Origin of the sequence: Sinorhizobium sp. BJ1, assembly GCF_002531555.1 — a bacterium.
Taxonomy (GTDB): domain Bacteria; phylum Pseudomonadota; class Alphaproteobacteria; order Rhizobiales; family Rhizobiaceae; genus Sinorhizobium; species Sinorhizobium fredii_B.
Window position 1 is genome coordinate 66388 of record NZ_NWTH01000008.1, and the last position, 21929, is coordinate 88316.

General features: G+C 64.0%; 21 protein-coding genes. 15 read left to right on the top strand and 6 right to left on the bottom strand.

Going from position 1 to position 21929, the window contains the following annotated elements; translation table 11 throughout:
- Positions 1–3: 3 nt before the first annotated feature.
- Positions 4–834, bottom strand: coding sequence for an IclR family transcriptional regulator (locus CO676_RS13550; RefSeq protein ID WP_179875484.1), 831 nt, complete (start codon positions 832–834; stop codon positions 4–6).
- Positions 835–1008: 174 nt separating this feature from the next.
- Here CO676_RS13550 and gcl point away from each other — a divergent pair, with 174 nt between their 5' ends.
- From gcl to CO676_RS13580, 6 genes are all read left to right on the top strand, one after another.
- Complete coding sequence (gene gcl / locus CO676_RS13555; RefSeq protein ID WP_097521424.1) at positions 1009–2793, top strand: glyoxylate carboligase; 1785 nt, start codon at positions 1009–1011, stop codon at positions 2791–2793.
- Between the two features lie 27 nt (positions 2794–2820).
- Positions 2821–3636, top strand: a complete 816-nt coding sequence (hyi, locus tag CO676_RS13560) for a hydroxypyruvate isomerase (protein WP_097521425.1) — start codon at positions 2821–2823, stop codon at positions 3634–3636.
- Positions 3637–3641: 5 nt separating this feature from the next.
- Positions 3642–4526, top strand: coding sequence for a 2-hydroxy-3-oxopropionate reductase (gene glxR, locus CO676_RS13565; RefSeq protein WP_097521426.1), 885 nt, complete (start codon positions 3642–3644; stop codon positions 4524–4526).
- Between the two features lie 224 nt (positions 4527–4750).
- Positions 4751–6019 carry a glycerate kinase gene (locus CO676_RS13570; protein ID WP_097521427.1) on the top strand — a complete coding sequence of 423 codons (1269 nt, stop codon included), beginning with the start codon at positions 4751–4753 and terminating at the stop codon, positions 6017–6019.
- Positions 6020–6059: 40 nt separating this feature from the next.
- The gene (locus tag CO676_RS13575; protein WP_097521428.1) at positions 6060–6551 is read left to right on the top strand and encodes an ureidoglycolate lyase; all 492 of its coding nucleotides are present in this window, start codon (positions 6060–6062) and stop codon (positions 6549–6551) included.
- Positions 6552–6631: 80 nt separating this feature from the next.
- Entirely contained in the window at positions 6632–7564 is a 933-nt protein-coding gene (locus CO676_RS13580; RefSeq protein WP_097521429.1) for a DUF930 domain-containing protein, read from the top strand.
- 20 nt (positions 7565–7584) lie between these two features.
- Here the strand turns inward: CO676_RS13580 and otnK are convergent, their stop codons facing one another.
- From otnK to CO676_RS13600, 4 genes are all read right to left on the bottom strand, one after another.
- Positions 7585–8865 (bottom strand): 3-oxo-tetronate kinase, encoded by a 1281-nt coding sequence (otnK, locus tag CO676_RS13585; protein ID WP_097521430.1) that lies wholly within the window; start codon positions 8863–8865, stop codon positions 7585–7587.
- A gap of 3 nt (positions 8866–8868) precedes the next feature.
- Complete coding sequence (otnI, locus tag CO676_RS13590; protein ID WP_097521431.1) at positions 8869–9645, bottom strand: 2-oxo-tetronate isomerase; 777 nt, start codon at positions 9643–9645, stop codon at positions 8869–8871.
- 12 nt (positions 9646–9657) lie between these two features.
- Positions 9658–10590, bottom strand: a complete 933-nt coding sequence (ltnD, locus tag CO676_RS13595; protein ID WP_097521432.1) for an L-threonate dehydrogenase — start codon at positions 10588–10590, stop codon at positions 9658–9660.
- A gap of 68 nt (positions 10591–10658) precedes the next feature.
- Positions 10659–11975: an MFS transporter gene (locus CO676_RS13600; RefSeq protein ID WP_097521433.1), complete on the bottom strand. Its 1317-nt coding sequence runs from the start codon at positions 11973–11975 to the stop codon at positions 10659–10661.
- Positions 11976–12198: 223 nt separating this feature from the next.
- Here CO676_RS13600 and CO676_RS13605 point away from each other — a divergent pair, with 223 nt between their 5' ends.
- From CO676_RS13605 to CO676_RS13645, 9 genes are all read left to right on the top strand, one after another.
- Positions 12199–13203: a LacI family DNA-binding transcriptional regulator gene (locus tag CO676_RS13605; RefSeq protein ID WP_097521434.1), complete on the top strand. Its 1005-nt coding sequence runs from the start codon at positions 12199–12201 to the stop codon at positions 13201–13203.
- A gap of 16 nt (positions 13204–13219) precedes the next feature.
- Entirely contained in the window at positions 13220–13897 is a 678-nt protein-coding gene (locus CO676_RS13610) for an aldolase (RefSeq protein ID WP_097521435.1), read from the top strand.
- A 227-nt stretch (positions 13898–14124) separates the two neighbouring features.
- Positions 14125–14901, top strand: a complete 777-nt coding sequence (locus tag CO676_RS13615; protein ID WP_097521436.1) for a FadR/GntR family transcriptional regulator — start codon at positions 14125–14127, stop codon at positions 14899–14901.
- A 35-nt stretch (positions 14902–14936) separates the two neighbouring features.
- Positions 14937–15920 carry a D-erythronate dehydrogenase gene (denD, locus tag CO676_RS13620; RefSeq protein ID WP_097521437.1) on the top strand — a complete coding sequence of 328 codons (984 nt, stop codon included), beginning with the start codon at positions 14937–14939 and terminating at the stop codon, positions 15918–15920.
- A gap of 1 nt (position 15921) precedes the next feature.
- The gene (locus CO676_RS13625) at positions 15922–16698 is read left to right on the top strand and encodes an SDR family oxidoreductase (RefSeq protein WP_097521438.1); all 777 of its coding nucleotides are present in this window, start codon (positions 15922–15924) and stop codon (positions 16696–16698) included.
- Between the two features lie 68 nt (positions 16699–16766).
- A complete protein-coding gene (ugpC, locus tag CO676_RS13630) occupies positions 16767–17834 on the top strand; it encodes a sn-glycerol-3-phosphate ABC transporter ATP-binding protein UgpC (protein ID WP_097521439.1) in 1068 nt (355 codons plus the stop codon).
- 148 nt (positions 17835–17982) lie between these two features.
- On the top strand, positions 17983–19299 hold the full coding sequence (locus tag CO676_RS13635; RefSeq protein ID WP_097521586.1) for an ABC transporter substrate-binding protein: 1317 nt from the start codon (positions 17983–17985) through the stop codon (positions 19297–19299).
- A 99-nt stretch (positions 19300–19398) separates the two neighbouring features.
- A complete protein-coding gene (locus CO676_RS13640) occupies positions 19399–20331 on the top strand; it encodes a sugar ABC transporter permease (protein ID WP_014762265.1) in 933 nt (310 codons plus the stop codon).
- Between the two features lie 15 nt (positions 20332–20346).
- Positions 20347–21246: a carbohydrate ABC transporter permease gene (locus CO676_RS13645; RefSeq protein WP_014331333.1), complete on the top strand. Its 900-nt coding sequence runs from the start codon at positions 20347–20349 to the stop codon at positions 21244–21246.
- A gap of 18 nt (positions 21247–21264) precedes the next feature.
- Here CO676_RS13645 and CO676_RS13650 read toward each other — a convergent pair whose 3' ends face one another.
- Complete coding sequence (locus CO676_RS13650) at positions 21265–21924, bottom strand: DUF6064 family protein (RefSeq protein WP_097521440.1); 660 nt, start codon at positions 21922–21924, stop codon at positions 21265–21267.
- Between the last annotated feature and the right edge of the window lie 5 nt (positions 21925–21929).

Here is a 21929-nt window from a genome sequence, read left to right on the forward strand (position 1 = left end):
GCCTCAGCTCTCTCCCGGCCGGTGGCCGCCGATGGCGCGGGTCAGCTCGTCAGCCGTCCGGCGCACGAGCGAGCCGAGTGCTTCGAGCCTGTTGTCGTCGATGCGGACCGACGGCCCGGAGATCGAGATGCCGCCGATCGCCTCGCCATATTCGTTGAACAGCGGAGCGGCGATGCAGCGCATGCCGAGCGTGTGTTCCTCGTCGTCGATCGACCAGCCGCGATTGCGGATATCCTGGATGTTCCTGATCAGCCCCGGCAACGTATCGAGCGTTCGGTCGGTGAAATGCGTCAGCGTCTTGCCGCCGAGCGTCTTGGCGATTTCCGTATCCGACCAAGTGGAAAGGATCGCCTTGCCGATACCGGAGGCGTGGCTCGGTCCGCGCCGTCCGGGGCGGAAGAAGGCACGCATCGGCGCATGGCTTTCGACCTGCGAGATAAACACGACGTCGCCATCGTCCTCGATGCCGATATTGGCCGTTTCGCCGGTTTCGTCCATCAGACGCTTCAGGAAAGGCCGGCTGATCGTGCCGAGCTTGCGGAACCGCAGGAAGGCGTTGCCGATCTCGAAGGCCCTCACGCCAATCGTCCACTCGCCTGTATCTGGATCATGCGCGACCATGCCGTGGCTCGAAAGCGAGGTCAGCAGGCGGTGGATCGTCGATGGCGCGAGCCCCGTCTCATCGGCCAGGTCGGTCAATGTCGAACCGTCGCGATCTGCCACGAGGCTGAAGAGCGCCAGGCTGCGGTCGAGCACCTGAACGGAGGACGGAGTCGAATTGGCGCCCGCCTTCCGGCCCCGCTTGCCTTTTGTTTGCTCCGAAACCACCGCCACCGCGAATTCTCCGTCACGACTCTCTCATTAGCCAATAGCGGCGACGCGCGGTTTTGACCAGTGCCGCGCAGAGATCTCGCTTCCTGCAATTTCCATATAATGGCAATTAATTCCAATTTTATGTTGACGAGGCCAATTTATGGATTATGTTTCCATTAAACAGGAGGAGTTGTCATGGCCAAGATGCGTGCTGTCGATGCAGCGGTTCATGTTCTGGAAAAGGAGGGGATCGATTGCGCCTTCGGCGTTCCGGGGGCGGCGATCAATCCGCTCTATTCGGCGCTGAGAGCCCGCGGCTCGATCCGCCATATTCTTGCCCGCCACGTTGAAGGCGCCTCGCACATGGCCGAGGGTTACACCCGGGCGAAGCACGGCAATATCGGCGTCTGCATCGGCACGTCAGGGCCAGCCGGCACCGACATGATTACCGGCCTCTACTCGGCCTCGGCAGACTCGATCCCGATCCTCTGCATCACCGGCCAGGCGCCGCGCGCCCGCCTCGACAAGGAGGATTTCCAGGCGATCGACATCGCCGCGATCGCAGGGCCGGTCACGAAATGGGCGGTCACTGTCATGGAGCCGGCGCTGGTTCCTTTCGTTTTCCAGAAGGCGTTCCATCTGATGCGCTCGGGCCGGCCCGGGCCGGTGCTCATCGATCTGCCGGTCGACGTCCAAATGGCCGAGATCGAGTTCGATCCGGAGACCTACGAGCCGCTCGCGCCCTACAAGCCCGCCGCGAGCCGAGCCCAGGCCGAAAAGGCGATCGCCATGCTGAACGCGGCGGAACGGCCGCTGATCGTTGCCGGCGGCGGTATCATCAATGCGGACGCGTCGGACCTGCTCACCGAGTTCGCCGAGATCACCGGCGTCCCGGTCATCCCGACCCTGATGGGCTGGGGAACTATCCCCGACGACCACCCGCTGATGGCTGGCATGTGCGGCCTGCAGACCTCGCACCGCTACGGCAATGCGACGCTGCTTGCTTCCGACTTCGTCTTCGGCATCGGCAACCGTTGGGCCAACCGCCACACCGGTAACGTCCCGACCTATACGGAGGGGCGCAAGTTCATCCATGTCGATATCGAGCCGACGCAGATCGGCCGCGTCTTCGCGCCGGATTTCGGCATCGTCTCGGATGCGGGGGCCGCACTCAAGCTCTTCCTCGACGTCGCGACCGAATGGAAGACCGCCGGGAAGCTGCGCGATTGGTCGGCCTGGGCGGAGGAATGCCGCGAGCGCAAGCGCACCATGCTGCGCAAGACCCACTTCGACCAGACGCCGCTCAAACCGCAGCGCGTCTACGAGGAGATGAACAGGGCCTTCGGCCGCGACACCTGCTTCGTTTCGACCATCGGCCTCAGCCAGATCGCCGGCGCGCAGTTCCTGCATGTCTACAGACCGCGCAACTGGATCAATTGCGGCCAGGCCGGTCCGCTCGGCTGGACCCTGCCGGCAGCGCTCGGCGTACGCGCTGCCGATCCCAACCGGCCGATTGTCGCGCTTTCCGGCGATTACGACTTCCAGTTCCTGATCGAGGAACTCGCCGTCGGGGCGCAGCACAAGCTCCCTTACCTGCATGTCGTCGTCAACAATTCCTACCTCGGCCTGATCCGCCAGGCCCAGCGCGGCTTCGACATGGATTTCGAGGTGAGCCTCGCCTTCGACAACATCAATGCGAGCGGCGACGCGGAAAAGGGTTACGGCGTCGATCACGTCGCCGTCGCGGAGGGCCTCGGCTGCAAGGCTATCCGGGTCCGCAGCCCCAATGAGTTCGCCGATGCCTTCGAACGGGCGCAGGCTCTGATGGAGGAACATCAGGTGCCGGTCGTCCTCGAATTCATCCTCGAGCGGGTCACCAACATCGCCATGGGCGCCGACATCAACGCCGTCGTCGAGTTCGAGGAGCTTGCCGCGCGCGGCGAGGACGCGCCGACCGCAATCGCCGCCCTGCTCGACTGAATGATTTTCCAACGGAGGAGTAACCGCATGCCGAGATTTGCAGCAAACCTGACCATGCTGTTCAACGAGGCGCCGTTCCTTGATCGCTTTTCGCTCGCCGCGAAGGCCGGTTTCGAAGGGGTGGAATATCTCTTTCCCTACGAGTTCGAGAAGATGGCCCTGAGTGCGGCCCTCGAGCGCCACGGTCTCACTCAGGTTCTTCATAATCTTCCCGCCGGCGACTGGGCGAAGGGTGAACGCGGCATCGCCATCCTGCCGGATCGGATCGACGAATTCCGCCGGGGTGTCGCGAGCGCCATCGACTATGCGACGGCGCTTGACTGCAAACAGGTCAACTGCCTCGTCGGCATCGCACCCGACGGCGTGCCGGAGAGCGCACTGCGCACGACGCTTGTCGCCAATCTGAAGCTCGCGGCTGCTGAGCTCGGCAAGCACGGCATCCGCCTGTTGATCGAGCCGATCAACCGCTTCGACATTCCGGGCTTCTATCTCAACACCGTCGGTGAGGCGGCCGCGATCATCGAGGAGGTGGGCAGCGACAACCTGTTCATCCAATACGATCTCTATCACCAGCAGCGCACCGAGGGCGAACTCATCGGCACCTACAAGCGCCATGCGGAGCGGATCGCCCACGTCCAGCTTGCCGACAATCCCGGCCGCAACGAGCCGGGCACCGGCGAGATCAACTATCCCTTCGTCTTCGACGCGCTGGAGGCCGCCGGCTACCAGGGCTGGATCGGCTGCGAATACAAGCCGCGCACGACCACCGCGGAAGGGCTCGGCTGGCTCGGCACTGAACATAAGCGCCGGCAATCCGCAGACATCATCAAGATCAGGAGCTAAGGACAATGGCAACTATCGGTTTCATCGGACTGGGTATCATGGGCACGCCGATGGCGCGCCACCTGCAGGATGCCGGCCACACCATCATCACCTCGAAATTCGCCATCGCGCCGCGCCAGGAGCTCCTTGAACATGGTCTCAGGTTCGTCGAGACGCCGAAAGCGCTCGCCGAGACCGTCGACACGATCATCCTGATGCTGCCGGACACGCCGGAAGTGAAGGACGTTCTCTTCGGCGAAAACGGCGTCTCCCACGGTCTCGGCAAGGGCAAGCTCGTCATCGACATGAGCTCGATCTCGCCGATCGAGACGAAGGAATTTGCCAGGAAGATCCGCGAAACGGGGGCGGAATACATCGATGCGCCGGTCTCGGGCGGCGAGGTCGGTGCCAAGAATGCCACGCTCAGCATCATGGCGGGCGGTACGGAGGAATCCTTCGAACGCGCCCTGCCGCTCTTCAAGCTGATGGGCAAGAATATCACGCTCGTCGGCGATTGCGGCGACGGCCAGGTCACCAAAGTTGCCAACCAGATCATCGTCGCGCTGACGATCGAGGCGGTTTCCGAAGCGCTGGTCTTCGCCTCGAAGGCGGGAGCAGACCCGGCGCGCGTTCGCGAGGCGCTGATGGGCGGCTTTGCTTCCTCGCGAATACTCGAGGTGCATGGCGAGCGGATGATCAAGCGGACCTTCGAGCCGGGCTTCCGCATCTCGCTGCACCAGAAGGATCTGAATCTGGCGCTGCAGGGAGCGAAAAGCCTCGGCATCTCGCTGCCGAACACCGCGGCGACCCAGGAACTCTTCAACAACTGCGCCGCCAATGGCGACGGCGGGCTCGACCATTCCGGTCTGGTCCGGGCGCTCGAGCGGATGGCGAACCACGAGGTCGCCTGAAGCTGCGCGGGACGAGGAAAAGTGTGTGCGGTTTTCCGCCCGCATCCCGCTCTGATCTTTGGAATCGATCACCGTTTATGATCTTGGGTCGTTTCGACCCAACATCATCGTGATCTAGACGCGCATGATCCGCCGGGCGGGGCGTCCCCATCCACTACGGCAATCATGCACCCGGGCGGCGGAAGGAGGAGCCGCCGCCCGGGCTTTTGCGAACGGGAGGAAAAATGGTCGCCATCGCCGATCCGCGTCAATTCCTGCAGTCTTTGTTCACCTGTGCGGTTGCTGCCGCCAATCCGGCGCGCGTCCTTGCCGCCAATCTGCCGGAGCGGCCGAAAGGCCGCACCGTCATCATCGGCGCCGGCAAGGGTGCAGCGCAGATGGCGCAGGCCTTCGAGGCGCTGTGGCCGGGGCCGCTCAGCGGCGCCGTGGTGACGCGTTACGGCTTCGGCGTTCCCTGCCGGCATATCGAAGTGCTCGAAGCCTCTCATCCCTTGCCGGACGAAAGTGGACTACAGGCCTCGAAGCGTCTGCTCGCCGAGGTCAGTGGCCTGACAGAGGACGACCTTGTCGTGGCGCTGATCTGCGGCGGCGGTTCGGCGCTGCTCCCGTTGCCGCCGGCGGGGCTGTCGCTCGACGACGAGATCGCCGTCAACCGCGCGCTGCTTGCGTCCGGTGCGCCGATCCGGGCGATGAATGCCGTGCGCAAGCACGTCTCGACCATCAAGGGCGGGCGGCTGGCCGCCGCAGCCTATCCGGCGCGGGTCGTGTCGCTCGTCGTTTCCGACATTCCGGGCGACGATCCGGCGCTGGTGGCCTCCGGTCCGACGCTCGCCGACGACAGTACGCGCGCGGACGCCTTGAAGGTCGTCGAGCGCTATCGCCTGGCACTGCCGGAAGGTGTGCTGACGTGGCTAGCGAGCGAGGCGGCGGATGCGCCGAGGCCCGACGATCCACGTATTGCCCGAAATCAAGTTCGGCTGATCGCGTCGGCCGGCGTCTCGCTGGAGGCTGCCGCGGCCAAGGCACGGGCGGGCGGGGTCGAAGCGATCATTCTTTCGGATTCGATCGAGGGCGAGGCACGCGATGTCGGGCTGGTCCATGCCGCCATCGCGCGCGAGGTGGCAACCCGCAGCCGTCCATTCAGGAAGCCGGTCGTCGTGCTTTCGGGCGGCGAAACCACTGTGACGGTAAACGGTGCCGGCAGAGGCGGCCGCAATAGCGAGTTCCTGTTGTCGCTCGCCTTCGGCATTGACGGCGTCGGCGGGATTTCGGCGCTGGCGGCCGACACCGACGGAATCGACGGCTCGGAAGACAATGCCGGCGCGTTCGCCGACGACACGACGATCACCCGGCTCCTCAGGCAGCGGATCGACGCGGCGGCGCTGCTCCAGCGCAACGACAGCTGGTCGGCCTTCGATGCGCTCGGCGACATCTTCAAGCCAGGGCCGACCGGCACCAACGTCAACGACTTCCGGGCGATGCTGATCCAATGAGCGCAACCGGGATTAACGACAAAAGACGGAAGGAAACGCGATGAAATCCCTGCCGATCCGGCCCCTGTCGCGGGCCGAATTCGCCCCCTTCGGCGATGTGATCGAACTCGACGAGGCAAAAAGCTTCGCCATCAACGCCGGCAAATGCATCCGCTACCACGATCTCGCAACGGTCGAAACGACCGGCCCGCAGGCGCGCGCCCTGATCAGCCTGCTGCGCGGCGAGCCCTATGAAATTCCGCTGCCGCTCAAGATGGTGGAGCGCCATCCGCTCGGCAGTCAGGCCTTCGTGCCGTTGACGGAAAACTCTTTTCTTGTGGTCGTCGCTCCGGATGAGGGCTGCAGGCCGGGCGAGCCGATCGCCTTCGAGACCGCGCCTGGCCAGGGGGTCAATATCGCCCGCAACGTCTGGCACGGCATTCTGACGCCGCTGCACGGAGTATCCGATTTCGTCGTCGTCGATCGCGGCGGTGAAGGCTGCAATCTGGAGGAACACTTCTTCGATACGCCCTACCGGGTCGAATATGCCTGACCGCCATGATCGCCTCCGCACTTGTTGCGAGACCATCAAGCTCTTAGTTTCGGGCCATCGAGTCCGTGATCTATTGAGCAATGCTGCAGTCGGCCAGGAAAATGTGGGGCGAAACCGGGTGGGGTGTACCGACCTCGGTCGCCCTGCATCTCGCGCTGGCCTTCCTGCTGCTGGTGAGGCTGCCCGAGCATTCCCCGCCGGCTAAGGATGAGAGCATCAATGTAGAGCTCGTTCCACCGCCGAAGCGCGAGGAAAAGCCTCTGCAAAAGCCGAAAGAGGTGAGCAAGGAACAGTCCGGTTCACAGCCGCAGGTCTTCGAATCCGCTTCGGCTGAGGTTGACAAGGAGAAGCCCCCGCAGCCGCAATTGCCGCCCGCGGCGCCGAGGGCCGAGACGCCGGAACAAGAACCTGCGCAAGCGAGTCCCGCCGCCAGGACGGAGAGCGCCGTCAAGCCGTCGGAAACGAAGACGGCATTAGCGGAGTTGCGCGTCGACGCCGAGGAAGCAGTGAACAAGGCGGAGGATGCCGGACCGGCGCCGCAAAGCGTGCCCGCCCCCCGGGAGAAGCCAGTGACGGAGGAAGCGAAGGCGGATGTGGGGCAAAAATCGGCGGAGGCCGCCTCCGAGCTTCAGTCGGACGAGCTCGTTGAAGCGAAGGAACTCTATTCGCAAGATGCCCTGTCCGACCCGCGCGTCAAGCAGGCGATCGGCAGGCTGCCGCCGAAGAGGCGCGTCGTGCAGCTTTGCACCATCGAGGCGCTCGAACAGGTGCGCCGCCAGAGGCCCGATGCCTTCCCGGACATGCTTGTTCCGTTCGGCCCCGTCGGCGGGTTGGTTTCGGCTTCCGGTCTCACCGCCAGCGGTGGCGCCTTCCGCAGCCGGTCGAAATGGTACGCGATCGACTTCAAATGCGAGGTCAATTCGGAGACGACGTCGGTCGTCTCCTTCAGCTTTGCCCTCGGCAAGGCCATTCCGAAAAGCGAATGGAGCGCGCGCCAGCTGCCGACAGAGTGAGCGCGCGAAGATTTCGGACCTCAGTGCATCATTGCCAGCGCCGCGGCGAAGAAATCCTCGCCGCCGAAATTGCCGGATTTGAGCGCCAGCAGCATGTCGCCCTGGGCGTTGCCGACCGTACGAAGGACCGGCACGCCGGGGGCGATCTCGGGGCCGATCAGGAAGGCGGGGATGGCGAGCCTGTCGACCGTAGCACCTGAGGTCTCGCCGCCGGCGACGACGAGGCGCTTGACGCCGCGCGCCACCAGTTCGCTGGCAATCGTCGCGGTCGCGGTCTCGATGGCGTGACCGGACGCCTCCCGCCCGTATTGCGATTGCAGACGTGACACCACATCGGGCGAGGCGCTAGCGGCAATGGCAACCGGGCCCTTCAAGACCCGCTCTCCGGCCCAGGCAATCGCCGCGGAAATCTCGTTGGATCCCTTGAGCAACTTCTCGGTGTCGAGCCTCAGCACCGGCATAGCCGCTTCGGCCACGTCGAGCTGCCGGAGCGTTGCCGCCGAGCAGCTGCCGGCGACGATCGCAGCAAGCCCTCCGACGGGTCGAACCGCGTCCGACGTGGCGGCGCCTGCTGAAGAGGCGCGACCGGAGCGCGCGATTGCGCGCGCGAGGCCGAGGCCGAGGCCGGACGCGCCGGTTGACACCGGCGTCCGTAGCGCCACCTCGCCGAGCGTTTCAAGGTCGCGCTCTGAGGTCGCATCGGCGATCGCCGCGGTCATGCCCTCGCCGCGCAAGGCATCGAGCCGCGCCTTGACCGCAGCGGGTCCGGCTGTGACGGTCGGCAGGTCGATGAGGCCGACGCTTCCCTGCGACTGCCGGGCCATGACCCGCACCAGATTGGCGTCGTGCATCGGATTGAGCGGGTGATCCTTGAGCGGGCTTTCGTTGAGCGGCTGACCGTTGACGAAAAGGTGGCCGAGATAGACCGTCCGCCCGGTTTCCGGAAAGGCCGGAGTGACGAGCACGATGCCGCCGCCGGCGGCTCGGCTCAGCGCTTCTGTCACCGGGCCGATATTGCCTTGATCGGTGGAATCGAAGGTCGAGCAGATCTTGTAGAGCACGTGGGCGGCACCGCGATCGCGCAACCATCGATCCGCCTTGCTTGCAGCAGCGACGGCTTCATCGGCGGCTATCGAGCGGATCTTCAGCGAAACGACCACCGCGTCGACCTCAGGCAAGGCGAGCGACGGGTCGGGAACACCGACCGTCTGCACGGTCCGCAGGCCGTTTTTCGTCAGCGTATTGGCAAGGTCGGAGGCGCCTGTGTAGTCGTCGGCGATCGATCCGAGCAGGATTGTCATGGGTCAGCTCCGGAGAAAGGGTTTGAACCAGGCAAGACCGTCGAGCGTGCGGCCGCGCGGCGAATATTCGCAGCCGACGAAACCGGCGTAGCCGAGGCGGTCGATCTCGGCGAAGAGATAGGAAAAGTTCAGCTCTTCGCCATCCGGCTCCTGCCGCGAAGGCACGCTGGCGATCTGGATATGGCCGGTAATCGGCATGAGGTGGCGGAGCGCCATCGTGACGTCGCCATGAATGATCTGGCGATGGTAGATGTCGAACTGGAGCTTCAGGTTGGCAAGCCCCAGTTCGGCGATCAGACGCTCGGCGGTGCCGAAGTCATTGAGGAAATAGCCAGGCACGTTGCGGCCGTTGATCGGCTCGATCAGGAGGCCGATCTCCTTCTCGGCGAGGCGCCCGGCGGTGTAGGTGACGGCGCGCCGGTAGCAGTTTGCCGCCTCGGGATCGGAGGAAGCGGCCAGACCCGCCATCAGATGCAGGCGCTTCACACCAGTTGCGGCCGCATAATCGAGTGCGCGCTCGACATCGGCTTTCAATGCATCGAAGCGGCCGGGAAGGGCGGCAATGCCGCGCTCGCCCGCCGACCAGTCGCCCGGCGGCAGATTGAAAAGCGCCTGCTGCAGCTTGTTGCGCGCGAGCCGTTCGGCGATAGCCTCCGGCGGCGCCTCATAGGGGAAGAGATATTCGACGGCCGCGAAACCCGCTTCCGCGGCGGCGTCGAAGCGGTCGAGGAACGACCACTCGTTGAACATCATTGTCAGGTTGGCGGCGAAAACTGGCATGGGAAGCGTCCTTTACGCCTTGTTTGTGCCGGGCAACTCGGCGCCGGAAAGCTGGGCGTAGAGCCGCGCGAGCGAAGAATCGTCGTCGCGCCCCATGCCGGAACCCGAAGCGGCGAGATACATCTGCAGGGCGGCCGCTACCAGCGGCACAGGATAGCGCTCGGCCCGCGCCATGTCCTGGACGATGCCGAGATCCTTGACGAAGATCTCGATGGCGCTGAGCGGCGTGTAGTCGCCGGCGAGCACATGCGGGACGCGATTCTCGAACATCCAGGAATTGCCGGCCGAGGCGGTGATCACCTCGTAGACCTTGTCGAGATCGAGCCCCTGCTTGGCAGCGAAGGTGATCGCTTCGCAGGCGGCGGCGATGTGGACGCCAGCAAGAAGCTGGTTGATCATCTTGAAGGCCGCACCGGTTCCGGCGGCGTCGCCAAGTTCGTAGACCTTGGCGGCCATCGCGTCGAGCGCCGGACGGGCGGCGGCGAAGGCCTTGGCCGAGCCCGACGCCATGATCGTCAGTTCGCCCTTCGCGGCCCGCGCGGCGCCGCCGGAGATCGGCGCGTCGAGATAGTGGAGGCCGAGGGCCTCGACCTGCTCGCAGAGGCGCCGTGCAATTGCCGGATCCATGGTAGCCGACGAGACGAAGACGGCGCCGGGCTTCATGGCCGCCGCGACACCGCCCGGCCCGAACAGGATCGTTTCGGTCTGCGCGGCATTGACCACGACGGAAACGACGACGTCGGCATCTTGAACCGCTCCGGCGGGGGTCTCCGCGCCACGACCGCCTTCTGCGGCGAAGCGATCGACGGCTGCCGGAGTGATGTCGTAGCCGACGACGTCGAGGCCGGCGCGTTTCATGGACTGGGCCATTCCGAAGCCCATGGAACCGAGACCGATCACAGCCGCTGCGACGGCGCGTCCCGGACTTTCAGCGTTCGATGACATGCGGAGATTCTCCAGCTCTTATGGGGCAAAGGGAGCGCCGCCGGATCCGGCGGCGCCGATTTGGAAGCTTACCGGTTCACGGTCCTTGCGGGAACCGCCAGCACCGCCAGCGAACCGATGACGAGAGCCGCGGCGAGGAGATACATGCCCGCGCTGTTGTTGCCGGTGAAGTCCTTGAGATAGCCCACCAGGAATGGCCCGAGGAAACCGGCGAGATTTCCGACCGAGTTGATCCAGGCGATGCCGGCCGCGGCACCTGTCCCGGCAAGAAAAGCCGTCGGCAGCGACCAGAAGAGCGGTGCGCAACTGATGGCGCCGGCGGCAGCAAGCGACAGGCAGACGATCGCCAGCGTGGTGCTCGTTGCCATGGTCGCCGCGATAAAGCCGCCGGCGGCGATGACAGCCGGGGCGACGAGGTGCCAACGCCGTTCGCGGAACCGGTCCGAGGAGCGCCCGAGCGCCAGCATGGCGACGAAGGTGCAAATATAGGGGATTGCGGAAATCAGGCCGATATTCAGGTTCCCGGTCACCCCGGTCGCCTTCACGAGTGTCGGCATCCAGAAATTCAGGCCGTATTGTCCGAGTACGAAGCAGAAATAGATGAGGCACATGAGCCAGACGCGCGGGTCGGTCAGGGTTCCGGTGATGCTGTGCGGGCTCGACGATTTGGTCCGGTTCTCGGCGTCAATATTGGCGGCCAGCAGCTTCTTTTCCTCCCTTGTCAGCCACTTTGCGTGCCCAATGGTGTCGTCAAGGTAGAAGAAGGTGGCCACACCGAAAAGGATCGCAGGAACCGCTTCGATCAAGAACATCCACTGCCAGCCGGAAAGGCCATGCGTTCCGTGGAAACTGTCCATCAGCAGGCCGGAAAGCGGATTGCCTAATATGGACGAGATCGGGATCGCCGACATGAAGGTGGTGATGATCTTGGCGCGCCGATGCGCCGGATACCAGGTCGTCAGATAAAGGATGATTCCGGGGAAGAACCCTGCCTCGGCGACACCCAGCAGGAAGCGCAGGATGTAGAAGACGGTTTCCGAGCTGGTGAACATGAAAGCGGCGGAGATGACGCCCCAGGTGATCATGATGCGGGCGATCCACACCCGGGCCCCGACCTTGTTGAGGATGACGTTGCTTGGCACCTCGAACAGAAAATAGCCGATGAAGAAAATACCGGCACCGATGCCGTAGGCCGCATCCGAAAGGCCAAGCTCGCTCGACATCTGCAGTTTGGCGAAACCGACATTGACGCGATCAAGATAGGCGATCACGTAGCACAGCATCAGGAACGGGATAATTCTCCAAAACACCTTGCTATAGGCGCGATCCTCCGCCGACCGGTCCGAATAGACGCCCTCGATTGGCGCCGTGGTTTCCAGGGTCATGATTTCCTCCTCCAGAAATTTTCGCCGGGGCTCCTCGCAAACTGCTCCGACGGTGCGGCATAAATGGCAGCGCTGCCACTCTGCTGTAACGCACTTTGGCAGCGCTGCCAAGCCAAAATTGGTAGCGCTGCCAAAAAAAATGGCGTATCTGGATTCGACGGCGATGCGCCGGCGCCGGGGAACGTTGCGGTGGGCCGACCGCCGTCAGAGAGTCAGGTCTAACGTGGATTTCGATTTCAAGCAGCAGAGCGCGGTCACGCTTGCGGAGGTCGCCGAAGCCGCCGGTGTCGGCGAGAGCACGGTATCGCGCGTGCTCAGAAACGAGGGGTCGTTTTCGCGCAAGGCCAGGGAGCGGGTGATGGAGGCCGTCGAGCGGCTCGGCTATGTGCCGAACCGGATCGCGGGGACGCTCGCTTCCGCCGGTTCGCGCCTTGTCGCCTTCGTGATCCCTTCGCTCTCCAATATCGTCTTCCCCGACGTGCTGCGCGGCGCTAGCGGCGTTTTGGAGAAGAACAGGCATCAGGCCGTCTTTTCCGTCACCGATTACGATCCACAGCGCGAGGAGGCGCTTGTCGCCGCGATGCTCGCCTGGCGGCCGACGGCGGTCATGCTCGCTGGCTTCGAACACACCGAAGGCACGCTGAAGATGCTGCGCGCCAGCGGCTGCCGGGTCGTCGAAGTGCTCGATGTCGATGGCACGGCGGTCGATCTGGCCGTCGGCTTTTCCAATCGCGCGGCCGGGCGCGCCAGTGCCGAGTTCCTGCTGAAGCGCGGCTATCGCCGGATCGGCTATGTCGGGCACGACCTCGATCGCGATACCCGCGCCGGCAAGCGCTTTGCCGCCTTCTGCGAAACGCTCGCCGCTGCCGGTTCTCCGCTTGTTGATCGCGAGATTTGCTCCGGCGCGTCGTCCGTGGAAAGCGGACGGCTGGGCCTGGAGCGGCTGCTCGCCAGATATGTCGATCTCGATGCGGTCTACTTTTCCAACGACGATATGGCGATCGGCGGCTACTTTCACTGCCTGGCGCGCGGGATTTCGATTCCCTCGCAACTGGCGATCTTCGGCTACAACGGCCTCGATATCGGCCGGGTGACGCCGCAGCCGTTGTCGACCATTCGCACCCCTCGCGTTGCGACGGGGCAATTGGCGGCCGAACTCGTCGTCACCAACGCGCCGCCCCAGGTGGTCGATCTCGGCTTCGAGCTGGTCGAAGGCGCAACCGCCTGAATTGAAAGGATCTGCAATGTCCGAGAGCCGACTGCGCGAGGAAATCTGCCGTTACGGACGATCGCTGTTCGAGCGAGGGCTGACGCCGGGCTCCTCCGGCAACATCTCGCTCAGGCTCGACGACGGCGGCTGGTTGGTAACGCCCACCAACGCATCGCTCGGCTTTCTCGACCCGGCCCGCATCGCGCGGCTCGATGCCGAGGGGCGGCTCGTCTCAGGCGACAAGCCGACGAAAGAGATGCCGCTGCACACGGCCCTTTATGAGTCACGCGGCAGCGCCCGTGCCATCGTCCATCTCCATTCGACCCACGCGGTTGCGCTCACCATGCTGCCGGAGATCGATCCGCGCGCAGCGCTGCCGCCGCTGACGCCCTATTATCTCATGCGCGCCGGCGAGACGGCGCTGGTACCCTACTACCGCCCCGGCGACCCGGCAGTCGCCGATGCGATCCGCGGGCTCGCCGGCAAATATTCTTCCGTGCTCCTTGCTAATCATGGGCCGGTGGTGGCGGGAGACAGCCTCGAAGCGGCGGTCTTCGCCACGGAGGAACTGGAGGAAACGGCGAAGCTCTATCTGCTTCTGCGCAACCTCAACCCGCGTTACCTCAGCCCGGATCAGGTGGCCGATCTCGTCAACACCTTCGGTCTCGATCTGCCCTCACATCACGAGCATGATGGCCATGACCACGGTTGAGGCCTGATAGCCGCGGGCGACAAGTCCTCTAAATCGCTGAAACAGCCGGTTGAGGCGCCGTTCCTTCGCGGCCACAGCGGGCAGCTCATGGTGCGCCGCACACGAGATACGTGCATTTTTGGTGCAGTGCGGCGACGAACTGGCCTTGACCGGAGGCTCGATGACGACCTCTATTCGTATTACTGATCTGCTGGACCAACCAGTGGATCAGTGAAGGAGTGGCGCCGATGACTGGCAGTCCGATACTCACGCAGATGCCGAAGGTGGGGCGCAGCCTCGACCGTCGTACGGCGCGTGAGGTGATTGCCGACAAGCTGATGGTGCTGGTGGCGACGAACATGCTGAGACCTGGGGATGAACTGCCGGGCGAACGGGAGCTCGCCAACGTCCTCCATGTCAGCCGCGAGACGGTGCGCGGTGCAATTCAGACGCTTGCGGCGCGCGGCATCATCGAGGTGTCGCAAGGAAGCCGAAGCCGCGTTGCCGATGTCGATCTCAGCGACGTGACGGTGACTATCGCTTCGCCGAACGCCATCGACAGCTATGGTCTCGAGGACGTCCATGCCGCTCGGCTGCACCTGGAGCTGAAGGTGGTCGGTGACGCTGCCGAAAACATCGACGAGGAAGCGCTGAAGAAGCTCGAAAGCCTGCTCGACGCTCAGAGGCTCGGCGGCGACGACGCGATGCGTTTCCTCATCTGCGACCGCGAATTCCACGTGGCGATCTACCGGGCCTGCGGCAATCCGCTGCTCTCGGACTTCGTCACGGACCTGTATACTTACATGATGGACTACCGGCGCAGCGCCATGTCGCGCCCCGGGGCGATCGAGGCCAGTTACAAGGATCACAGCGAAATCGTCGAGGCGCTGCGGCGGCACGACCGCGAGGCGGTCGTCGCAGCCTTTCACCAACACCTGATGCGCATCTATCAGACGACGAAGGAATTGCTCGTCGACGCGAACGGCAGGAAACAGAAGCACAAAAGCACGCGCAACCCGGAGTGATCCGGGTGTGGCCGAACGGAGGAGGTTCGCCGCGAATGCATGTCATGATCATAGGTGCGGCCGGCATGATCGGCCGGAAACTCGTCGACAAACTGGCATCCGAGCCGGGCGCCCTCGGCTACGAAATCGCGCGGCTGACGCTGGTGGATGTGATCGAACCGCCGGTTCCTGCGGCGTTTTCCGCAATCTCGACGGCGCTGGCGCTCGATCTGTCATCGGACGGCAGCGCCGAGCAGCTGGTCGCGACGCGGCCGGACGTCATCTTTCACCTCGCGGCAATTGTTTCGGGCGAGGCGGAGGCGGATTTCGACAAGGGCTATCGCGTCAATCTCGAGGGGACGCGGTCGCTCTTCGAGGCCATCCGCCGCGAGGGTCAACGCGAGCGCTATTGCCCGCGTCTCGTTTTCGCCTCCTCGATTGCCGTCTTCGGACAGCCGTTTCCGGAAAAGATCGGTGACGAGTTCTTCACGACGCCGCTGACGAGCTATGGCACCCAGAAGGCGATCTGCGAATTGCTGCTTGCCGATTATTCGCGGCGCGCCTTTTTCGACGGCATTGGCATCCGCCTGCCGACCATCTGCATCCGGCCGGGCAAGCCGAACAAGGCGGCGTCCGGCTTCTTCTCCAACATCCTGCGCGAGCCGCTTGCCGGGCAGGAGGCTATTCTACCGGTCGACGAAAACGTTCGCCACTGGTTCGCAAGCCCGCGCTCGGCCGTCGGCTTCTTCGTCCACGCGGCGCGAATGGATACAGGCCGGATCGGCCCGCGGCGCAACCTGACGATGCCGGGATTGTCCGCGCTGGTCGGGGAGGAGATCGAGGCGCTGAAGCGCATTGCCGGCCCAAAGGCCGCGAGCCTCATCCGCCGTGAGCCGGACCCGGTCATCGGCGCGATCGTCGCCGGCTGGCCGACGAATTTCGATGCGCGCCGTGCGCGCGAACTGGGCTTTACGGCCGAAAGCAGCTTCGACGAGATCATCCGGATCCATATCGAGGACGAACTCGGAGGGAAGATCTGACATGACGCAGGGCAAGAGATCGGGCGAGGGAAAGATCGCGCTGGTGACAGGCGGAGGTTCCGGCGTCGGGCGCGGCATCGCCACGGGACTGAGCGCCGAGGGCTACCTCCTCGTCATCACCGGGCGTCGTGCGGATGTGTTGCAGCGCGCGGCGGGGGAAATCGCCGCGCAAACCGGCGGCATTGTCCGGGCGATCGCCTGCGATGTCGGCGATCCCGGCCAGGTTGCAGCGCTTTTCGATGCGGTCCGGGCAGAGTTCGGGCGGCTCGACCTGCTTGTCAACAATGCCGGTTCGACCGTGCCGCCGGTGCCGCTCGAAGAGGTGACGTTCGAGCAGTGGAGCGGAATTGTTGCAGCGAACCTGACCGGCGCCTTTCTCTGCACCCAGCAGGCGTTCCGTTTGATGAAGACGCAGGATCCGCGCGGCGGCCGGATCATCAACAACGGCTCGATTTCGGCGACGACGCCCCGGCCCAACTCGGCACCCTACACGTCGACCAAGCACGCGATCACCGGGCTTACCAAGTCGACGGCGCTCGACGGGCGGCCTTTCGACATCGCCTGCGGGCAAATCGATATCGGCAATGCCGCAACCGACATGACGCAGAGGATGAGCAGCGGCGTGCTGCAGGCCAATGGTGAGATCGCGGCGGAGCCGACCATTCCGGTCGATCATGTCGCCGACGCCGTCGTCTACATGGCGAGCCTGCCGCTCACGGCGAACGTGCTGACGATGACGGTAATGGCAACGAAGATGCCGCTGGTCGGTCGCGGATAGGATCAAAGCCTTTGCCCGTCCACTGAGGGATGGAGGCAGAGCAGGATTGAGTTCTGGGAGGAACGCGAATGGCAGGCGTGGATTTTGTCGATGTCCGGAAATCCTTCGGGGCTATTCCCATCATCAAGGGCGTGAACATCGAAATCGAGGACGGCGAGTTCGTCATTCTCGTCGGTCCGTCCGGCTGCGGAAAATCGACCTTGCTGCGAATGCTGGCGGGTCTCGAGAACATCACTGCCGGCGAAATCCGCATCGGCGACCGCGTCGTCAACCGGCTGCCGCCGAAAGATCGCGACATCGCCATGGTGTTCCAGAACTACGCACTCTATCCGCATATGACGGTCGCCGACAACATGGCCTTCTCGTTGATGCTGGCAAGCAGGCCGAAGGCCGAGATCGACAAGCGGGTCGGCGTGGCGGCGGATATTCTAGGCCTCTCGAAGTTGCTCGACCGCTTTCCGCGCCAGCTTTCCGGCGGCCAGCGTCAGCGCGTCGCCATGGGCCGGGCGATCGTGCGCGATCCGCAGGTGTTCCTGTTCGATGAACCGCTCTCAAACCTCGACGCGAAGCTGCGCGTCGCCATGCGCGCCGAGATCAAGGAATTGCACCAGCGGCTGAAGACGACGACGGTCTATGTCACCCATGACCAGATCGAGGCGATGACCATGGCCGACAAGATCGTCGTCATGCATGACGGCATCGTCGAGCAGATCGGCGCACCCCTCGAGCTCTACGACCATCCGACCAATCTTTTCGTCGCCGGCTTCATCGGTTCGCCGGCAATGAACATGATTCGCGGCCGGCTTCACCCCGAAGACCCGACGGCCTTCATGACCGCCGACGGCACGGCGCTTCCCGTCGCCCGGCCTGCTGCGGCCGCCCGCGGCCGCGATCTCGTTTATGGCCTCAGGCCCGAATACATGTCGCTCGACCCGAACGGTCTTCCGGCCGAGGTCGTGGTGATCGAGCCGACCGGCTACGAAACTCAGATGATCGCCAGGCTCGGCGGCCACGAGGTGACCTGTGTGTTTCGTGAGCGGGTGACTGCCAAGCCCGGCGAAACGATCCGCCTGGGGATCGATGGCGCCCATGTTCACCTGTTCGACGCCGAAACCGGACGGCGACTATTCGACTGATGCCCGAGCGGACGGGGAAGGGGAGGAGCCTTCCTCGATGCCGCGCGGGTGATGCCAGGCAATGCCAGGCATCGGGGTCGCCGCATTCGCCAAGCGGGACGGCGAATGGCGGAAGAAATGCTCCCGCTGTTTTAAGGAGGAGTACCAAATGCCGATAAAGAGACGTGACTTTCTCGCAGGTTCCGCGGCGATTGCCGGTATAACGGGGCTTTCGCCGCTCGGGATCCGCCCATCCTTCGCGCAAGCCGCCGAGCCGAGCTACAAGCCGGAAGAAGGCGCAAGCCTCAGGCTTCTGAGGTGGACGCCCTTCGTCAAGGGCGACGAGGACGCCTGGCTTGCCAACACCAAGAAGTTCACCGAGGCAACCGGCGTCGACGTCCGCATTGACAAGGAAAGCTGGGAAGACATTCGCCCGAAGGCGGCCGTCGCGGCGAATGTCGGCTCCGGCCCGGACATGGTGATGTGCTGGTTCGACGATGCGCATCAATATCCGGACAAGCTCGTCGACGTCACCGAACTCGCCAATTACCTCGGCAACAAATATGGCGGCTGGTACGACGGCGTGAAGGGCTATGCGACTCGTGACGACAAGTTCATCGCCATGCCGCTGACGGCGATCGGCAACGCCGTCTGCTACCGCGACAGTCATATGAAAGCGGCGGGCTTCAGTGAATTCCCCAAGGACACGGCAGGCTTCCTCGAGCTCTGCAAGGCGATGAAGGCCAAGGGCACGCCGGCCGGCTTCCCGCACGGCAAGGCGGTCGGCGACGGCAACAACTACGCCCACTGGCTGCTCTGGAGCCACGGCGGCAGGATGGTCGACGAAGGCGGCAAGGTCACCATCAACAGCCCCGAGACGCTGGCGGCGATCAACTACGCCAAGCAGCTCTACGAGACCTTCATTCCGGGCACGGAAAGCTGGCTCGACATCAACAACAACCGCGCCTTCCTCGCCGGCCAGGTATCGCTGACGGCGAACGGCGTCTCGCTCTACTATGCTGCCAAGAAGGACGCGGCGCTCGCCGAGCTGGCGGCGGATATCCGGACCACCAACTTCCCGATCGGGCCGGTCGGCCAGAGCGTCGAACTGCACCAGACGAGCTCGATTCTGCTCTTCAGCCACAGCCAATATCCGGAAGCGGCCAAGGCCTACATCAAGTTCATGATGGAGGCCGACCAGATGAATGCCTGGATACAGGGTTCGAGTGCCTATTGCTGCCAGCCGCTGAAGGCCTTCGCCAACAACCCGGTCTGGACCTCCGACCCGATCCATGCGCCCTATGCCAAGGCCTCCGAGACCCTTCGGCCGAATGGCTATGCCGGTCCGCTCGGCTATGCCTCGGCAGGCGTTATGGCGGATTACGTCCTGGTCGACATGTTCGCAGCCGCAGTGACCGGCCAGATGACGCCCGAGGACGCCGTCGTCGAGGCCGAACGACGGGCGAACCGCTACTATCGCGTCTGATCCCTCGTGGCGGCCTGTCGGCCGCCGCGACCACCGATGACGCCGGCGGCGAGGCCGCCGGCTCTGCTTCTGAACTCATTTCCTGGCCGGAGAAATTCGATGTCCATCACGTCGTCCGGAAAGCCGCCATCTGCCATGGCTTCGCTGATGCAGAACAACAATGTGCTCGGCCTGCTGTTCATGCTGCCGGCCGCCGTCTTTCTCATCTGCTTCCTCACCTATCCGCTGGGGCTCGGCGTCTGGCTCGGCTTCACCGACACCCGCATCGGCCGCGATGGCATCTTCATCGGCCTAGAGAACTACGCGTTCCTGGCACGGGATTCGGTCTTCTGGCTCTCGGTCTTCAATACGCTGCTCTATACTTTCGTGGCGTCGATCCTCAAGTTCGCGCTCGGCCTGTGGCTGGCGCTGCTGCTCAACGAAAACCTGCCGTTCAAATCCTTCTTCCGCGCCATCGTGCTTCTTCCCTGGGTGGTGCCGACGGTGCTTTCGGCGCTCGCCTTCTGGTGGATCTACGACTCCCAATTCTCGATCATATCCTGGTCGCTGATGCAGCTCGGACTTATCGACGGACCGATCAATTTCCTCGGTGACCCGACCAACGCGCGTGCCTCGGTGATTGCCGCCAATGTCTGGCGCGGCATTCCCTTCGTGGCGATCTCGCTGCTTGCCGGGCTGCAGACGATCCCGGCGTCGCTGCAGGAGGCGGCCTCGCTCGACGGCGCCACCAGCTGGCAGCGCTTCCGCTACGTCACCCTGCCGATGCTGACGCCGATCATTGCCGTCGTGATGACCTTCTCGGTGCTCTTCACCTTCACCGATTTCCAGCTCATCTACGTGCTGACCAAGGGCGGGCCGGTCAACGCCACCCATTTGATGGCGACGCTTTCCTTCCAGCGCGGCATTCCGGGCGGGCAGCTCGGCGAAGGGGCGGCGATCGCCGTCGCCATGGTGCCCTTCCTGCTCGCCGCCATCATGTTCAGCTTCTTCGGCCTGCAGCGCCGCAAATGGCAGCAGGGTGGCCAGGATTGAGATCGGGAGGATAAGATGAACACGACCACGAAAATGCAAGACGAGGTCCTCACCGATACCGCCGAGGGCATGAGCTATCTCAACCGCCTGCCGCGCCGGATCGTCACGCTCTACCTGCCGATGGCGGTCTTCGTATTCGTGCTGCTCTTCCCGTTCTACTGGATGGCTATCACGGCGGTGAAGCCGAATTCGCAGCTCACCGACTACAACAATTACAGCCCCTTCTGGGTGGTCGGCCCGACGCTCGATCACATCAAGTATCTGCTCTTCGAGACCTCCTATCCCGGCTGGCTGTGGAACACGATGCTCGTCGCCCTCGGTTCGACGATCCTTTCGCTGGGGGCGTCGATCTTCGCGGCCTATGCGATCGAGCGGGTGCGCTTCACCGGCTCGCGGCCTGTCGGGCTGATGATCTTCCTCGCCTATCTCGTCCCGCCGTCGATCCTGTTCATTCCACTCGCCTTCATCGTCTTCAAGTTCGGCATCTACGATTCCAAGCTGGCGCTGATCTTCACCTATCCGACCTTCCTCATTCCGTTCTGCACCTGGCTGCTGATGGGCTATTTCCGCTCGATCCCGTTCGAACTGGAGGAAAGCGCGCTGGTGGACGGAGCGACACGCTGGCAGATTCTTGTCCGGATCATCCTGCCGCTCGCCGTGCCGGGACTGATATCGGCCGGCATCTTCGCCTTCACACTGTCCTGGAACGAGTTCATCTACGCGCTGACATTCATCCAGTCGTCGGAGAACAAAACCGTGCCGGTTGGCGTGCTCACGGAACTGGTGCGCGGCGACGTGTTCGAGTGGGGCGCGCTGATGGCCGGCGCGCTGTTCGGCTCGCTGCCGGTGGTCATCCTCTATTCGTTCTTCGTTGACTACTACGTCTCCTCGATGACGGGCGCGGTCAAGGAGTGACCATCCGCGCCAATATCGTCAGCGCCGTCCCGCCAGCAGGAGGACGAGGGTTGCGATGATGGCGGCGAACGGCGCCCAGGCGCCGGCATCCTCCAGTGCAAGGAGGGTCAGGCCGCTGAAGGCGCACCAGACAAGCGGGATCGGCAGAAGCAGCCAGCTCCGCTTACTGGAGATCGCCAACACGGTGCCGAGCGTCGTCGTCGCCGTCGGATCCGGCATCATCGCGAATGTCTCGGCCGAGGCGAGGGAGCGCCCCGCCAACAGGGCGAGGCAAGGATAGACGAGCGAGCCAAAAAGCATGACGCCGATGCCGCCGCGGTGCCGCAGCCGGCTTACGGGGGGGCCGGCCTGTCCCGCCGCGCCGGGCTGCAGGGCCATCAATCCGGCCTGTAACAGGAATGCGGCTGCCGCATAGGACATGCCCCAATGGATCGCCGCGTAGCGCAGCCAGAGAAACTGCCAGGCGCAGAACAGCCAGGCTGCAGCGAGCAGCGGAAAGATCGCGACACGGGCACGCGGCACGCGCGTCGCTGCCGATACCAGGACAAGAAATGCGCCGGCGACGAAGACAAGCTGCAGCGGCCAGAAGTCCTGATTGTAGCGTTCGATAAGACGGAAATAGACGCGCGGCGAGAACATCAGCAAGTCGGAGAGCGTGTAGGTCGCCCATTGCGACATCAGCC

What these genes read in the sequence shown, in the direction of transcription:
- glxR (WP_097521426.1), top strand. Translation starts at nt 3,642, where the DNA reads ATGGCAACTATCGGTTTCATCGGACTGGGTATCATGGGCACGCCGATG.
- CO676_RS13625 (WP_097521438.1), top strand. Translation starts at nt 15,922, where the DNA reads ATGACGCAGGGCAAGAGATCGGGCGAGGGAAAGATCGCGCTGGTGACA.
- CO676_RS13640 (WP_014762265.1), top strand. Translation starts at nt 19,399, where the DNA reads ATGTCCATCACGTCGTCCGGAAAGCCGCCATCTGCCATGGCTTCGCTG.
- otnI (WP_097521431.1), bottom strand. Translation starts at nt 9,645, where the DNA reads ATGCCAGTTTTCGCCGCCAACCTGACAATGATGTTCAACGAGTGGTCG.
- CO676_RS13580 (WP_097521429.1), top strand. Translation starts at nt 6,632, where the DNA reads ATGCTGCAGTCGGCCAGGAAAATGTGGGGCGAAACCGGGTGGGGTGTA.
- ugpC (WP_097521439.1), top strand. Translation starts at nt 16,767, where the DNA reads ATGGCAGGCGTGGATTTTGTCGATGTCCGGAAATCCTTCGGGGCTATT.
- CO676_RS13570 (WP_097521427.1), top strand. Translation starts at nt 4,751, where the DNA reads ATGGTCGCCATCGCCGATCCGCGTCAATTCCTGCAGTCTTTGTTCACC.
- gcl (WP_097521424.1), top strand. Translation starts at nt 1,009, where the DNA reads ATGGCCAAGATGCGTGCTGTCGATGCAGCGGTTCATGTTCTGGAAAAG.
- hyi (WP_097521425.1), top strand. Translation starts at nt 2,821, where the DNA reads ATGCCGAGATTTGCAGCAAACCTGACCATGCTGTTCAACGAGGCGCCG.
- CO676_RS13610 (WP_097521435.1), top strand. Translation starts at nt 13,220, where the DNA reads ATGTCCGAGAGCCGACTGCGCGAGGAAATCTGCCGTTACGGACGATCG.
- CO676_RS13615 (WP_097521436.1), top strand. Translation starts at nt 14,125, where the DNA reads ATGACTGGCAGTCCGATACTCACGCAGATGCCGAAGGTGGGGCGCAGC.
- otnK (WP_097521430.1), bottom strand. Translation starts at nt 8,865, where the DNA reads ATGACAATCCTGCTCGGATCGATCGCCGACGACTACACAGGCGCCTCC.
- CO676_RS13645 (WP_014331333.1), top strand. Translation starts at nt 20,347, where the DNA reads ATGAACACGACCACGAAAATGCAAGACGAGGTCCTCACCGATACCGCC.
- CO676_RS13600 (WP_097521433.1), bottom strand. Translation starts at nt 11,975, where the DNA reads ATGACCCTGGAAACCACGGCGCCAATCGAGGGCGTCTATTCGGACCGG.
- CO676_RS13635 (WP_097521586.1), top strand. Translation starts at nt 17,983, where the DNA reads ATGCCGATAAAGAGACGTGACTTTCTCGCAGGTTCCGCGGCGATTGCC.
- denD (WP_097521437.1), top strand. Translation starts at nt 14,937, where the DNA reads ATGCATGTCATGATCATAGGTGCGGCCGGCATGATCGGCCGGAAACTC.
- CO676_RS13575 (WP_097521428.1), top strand. Translation starts at nt 6,060, where the DNA reads ATGAAATCCCTGCCGATCCGGCCCCTGTCGCGGGCCGAATTCGCCCCC.
- ltnD (WP_097521432.1), bottom strand. Translation starts at nt 10,590, where the DNA reads ATGTCATCGAACGCTGAAAGTCCGGGACGCGCCGTCGCAGCGGCTGTG.
- CO676_RS13650 (WP_097521440.1), bottom strand. Translation starts at nt 21,924, where the DNA reads ATGTCGCAATGGGCGACCTACACGCTCTCCGACTTGCTGATGTTCTCG.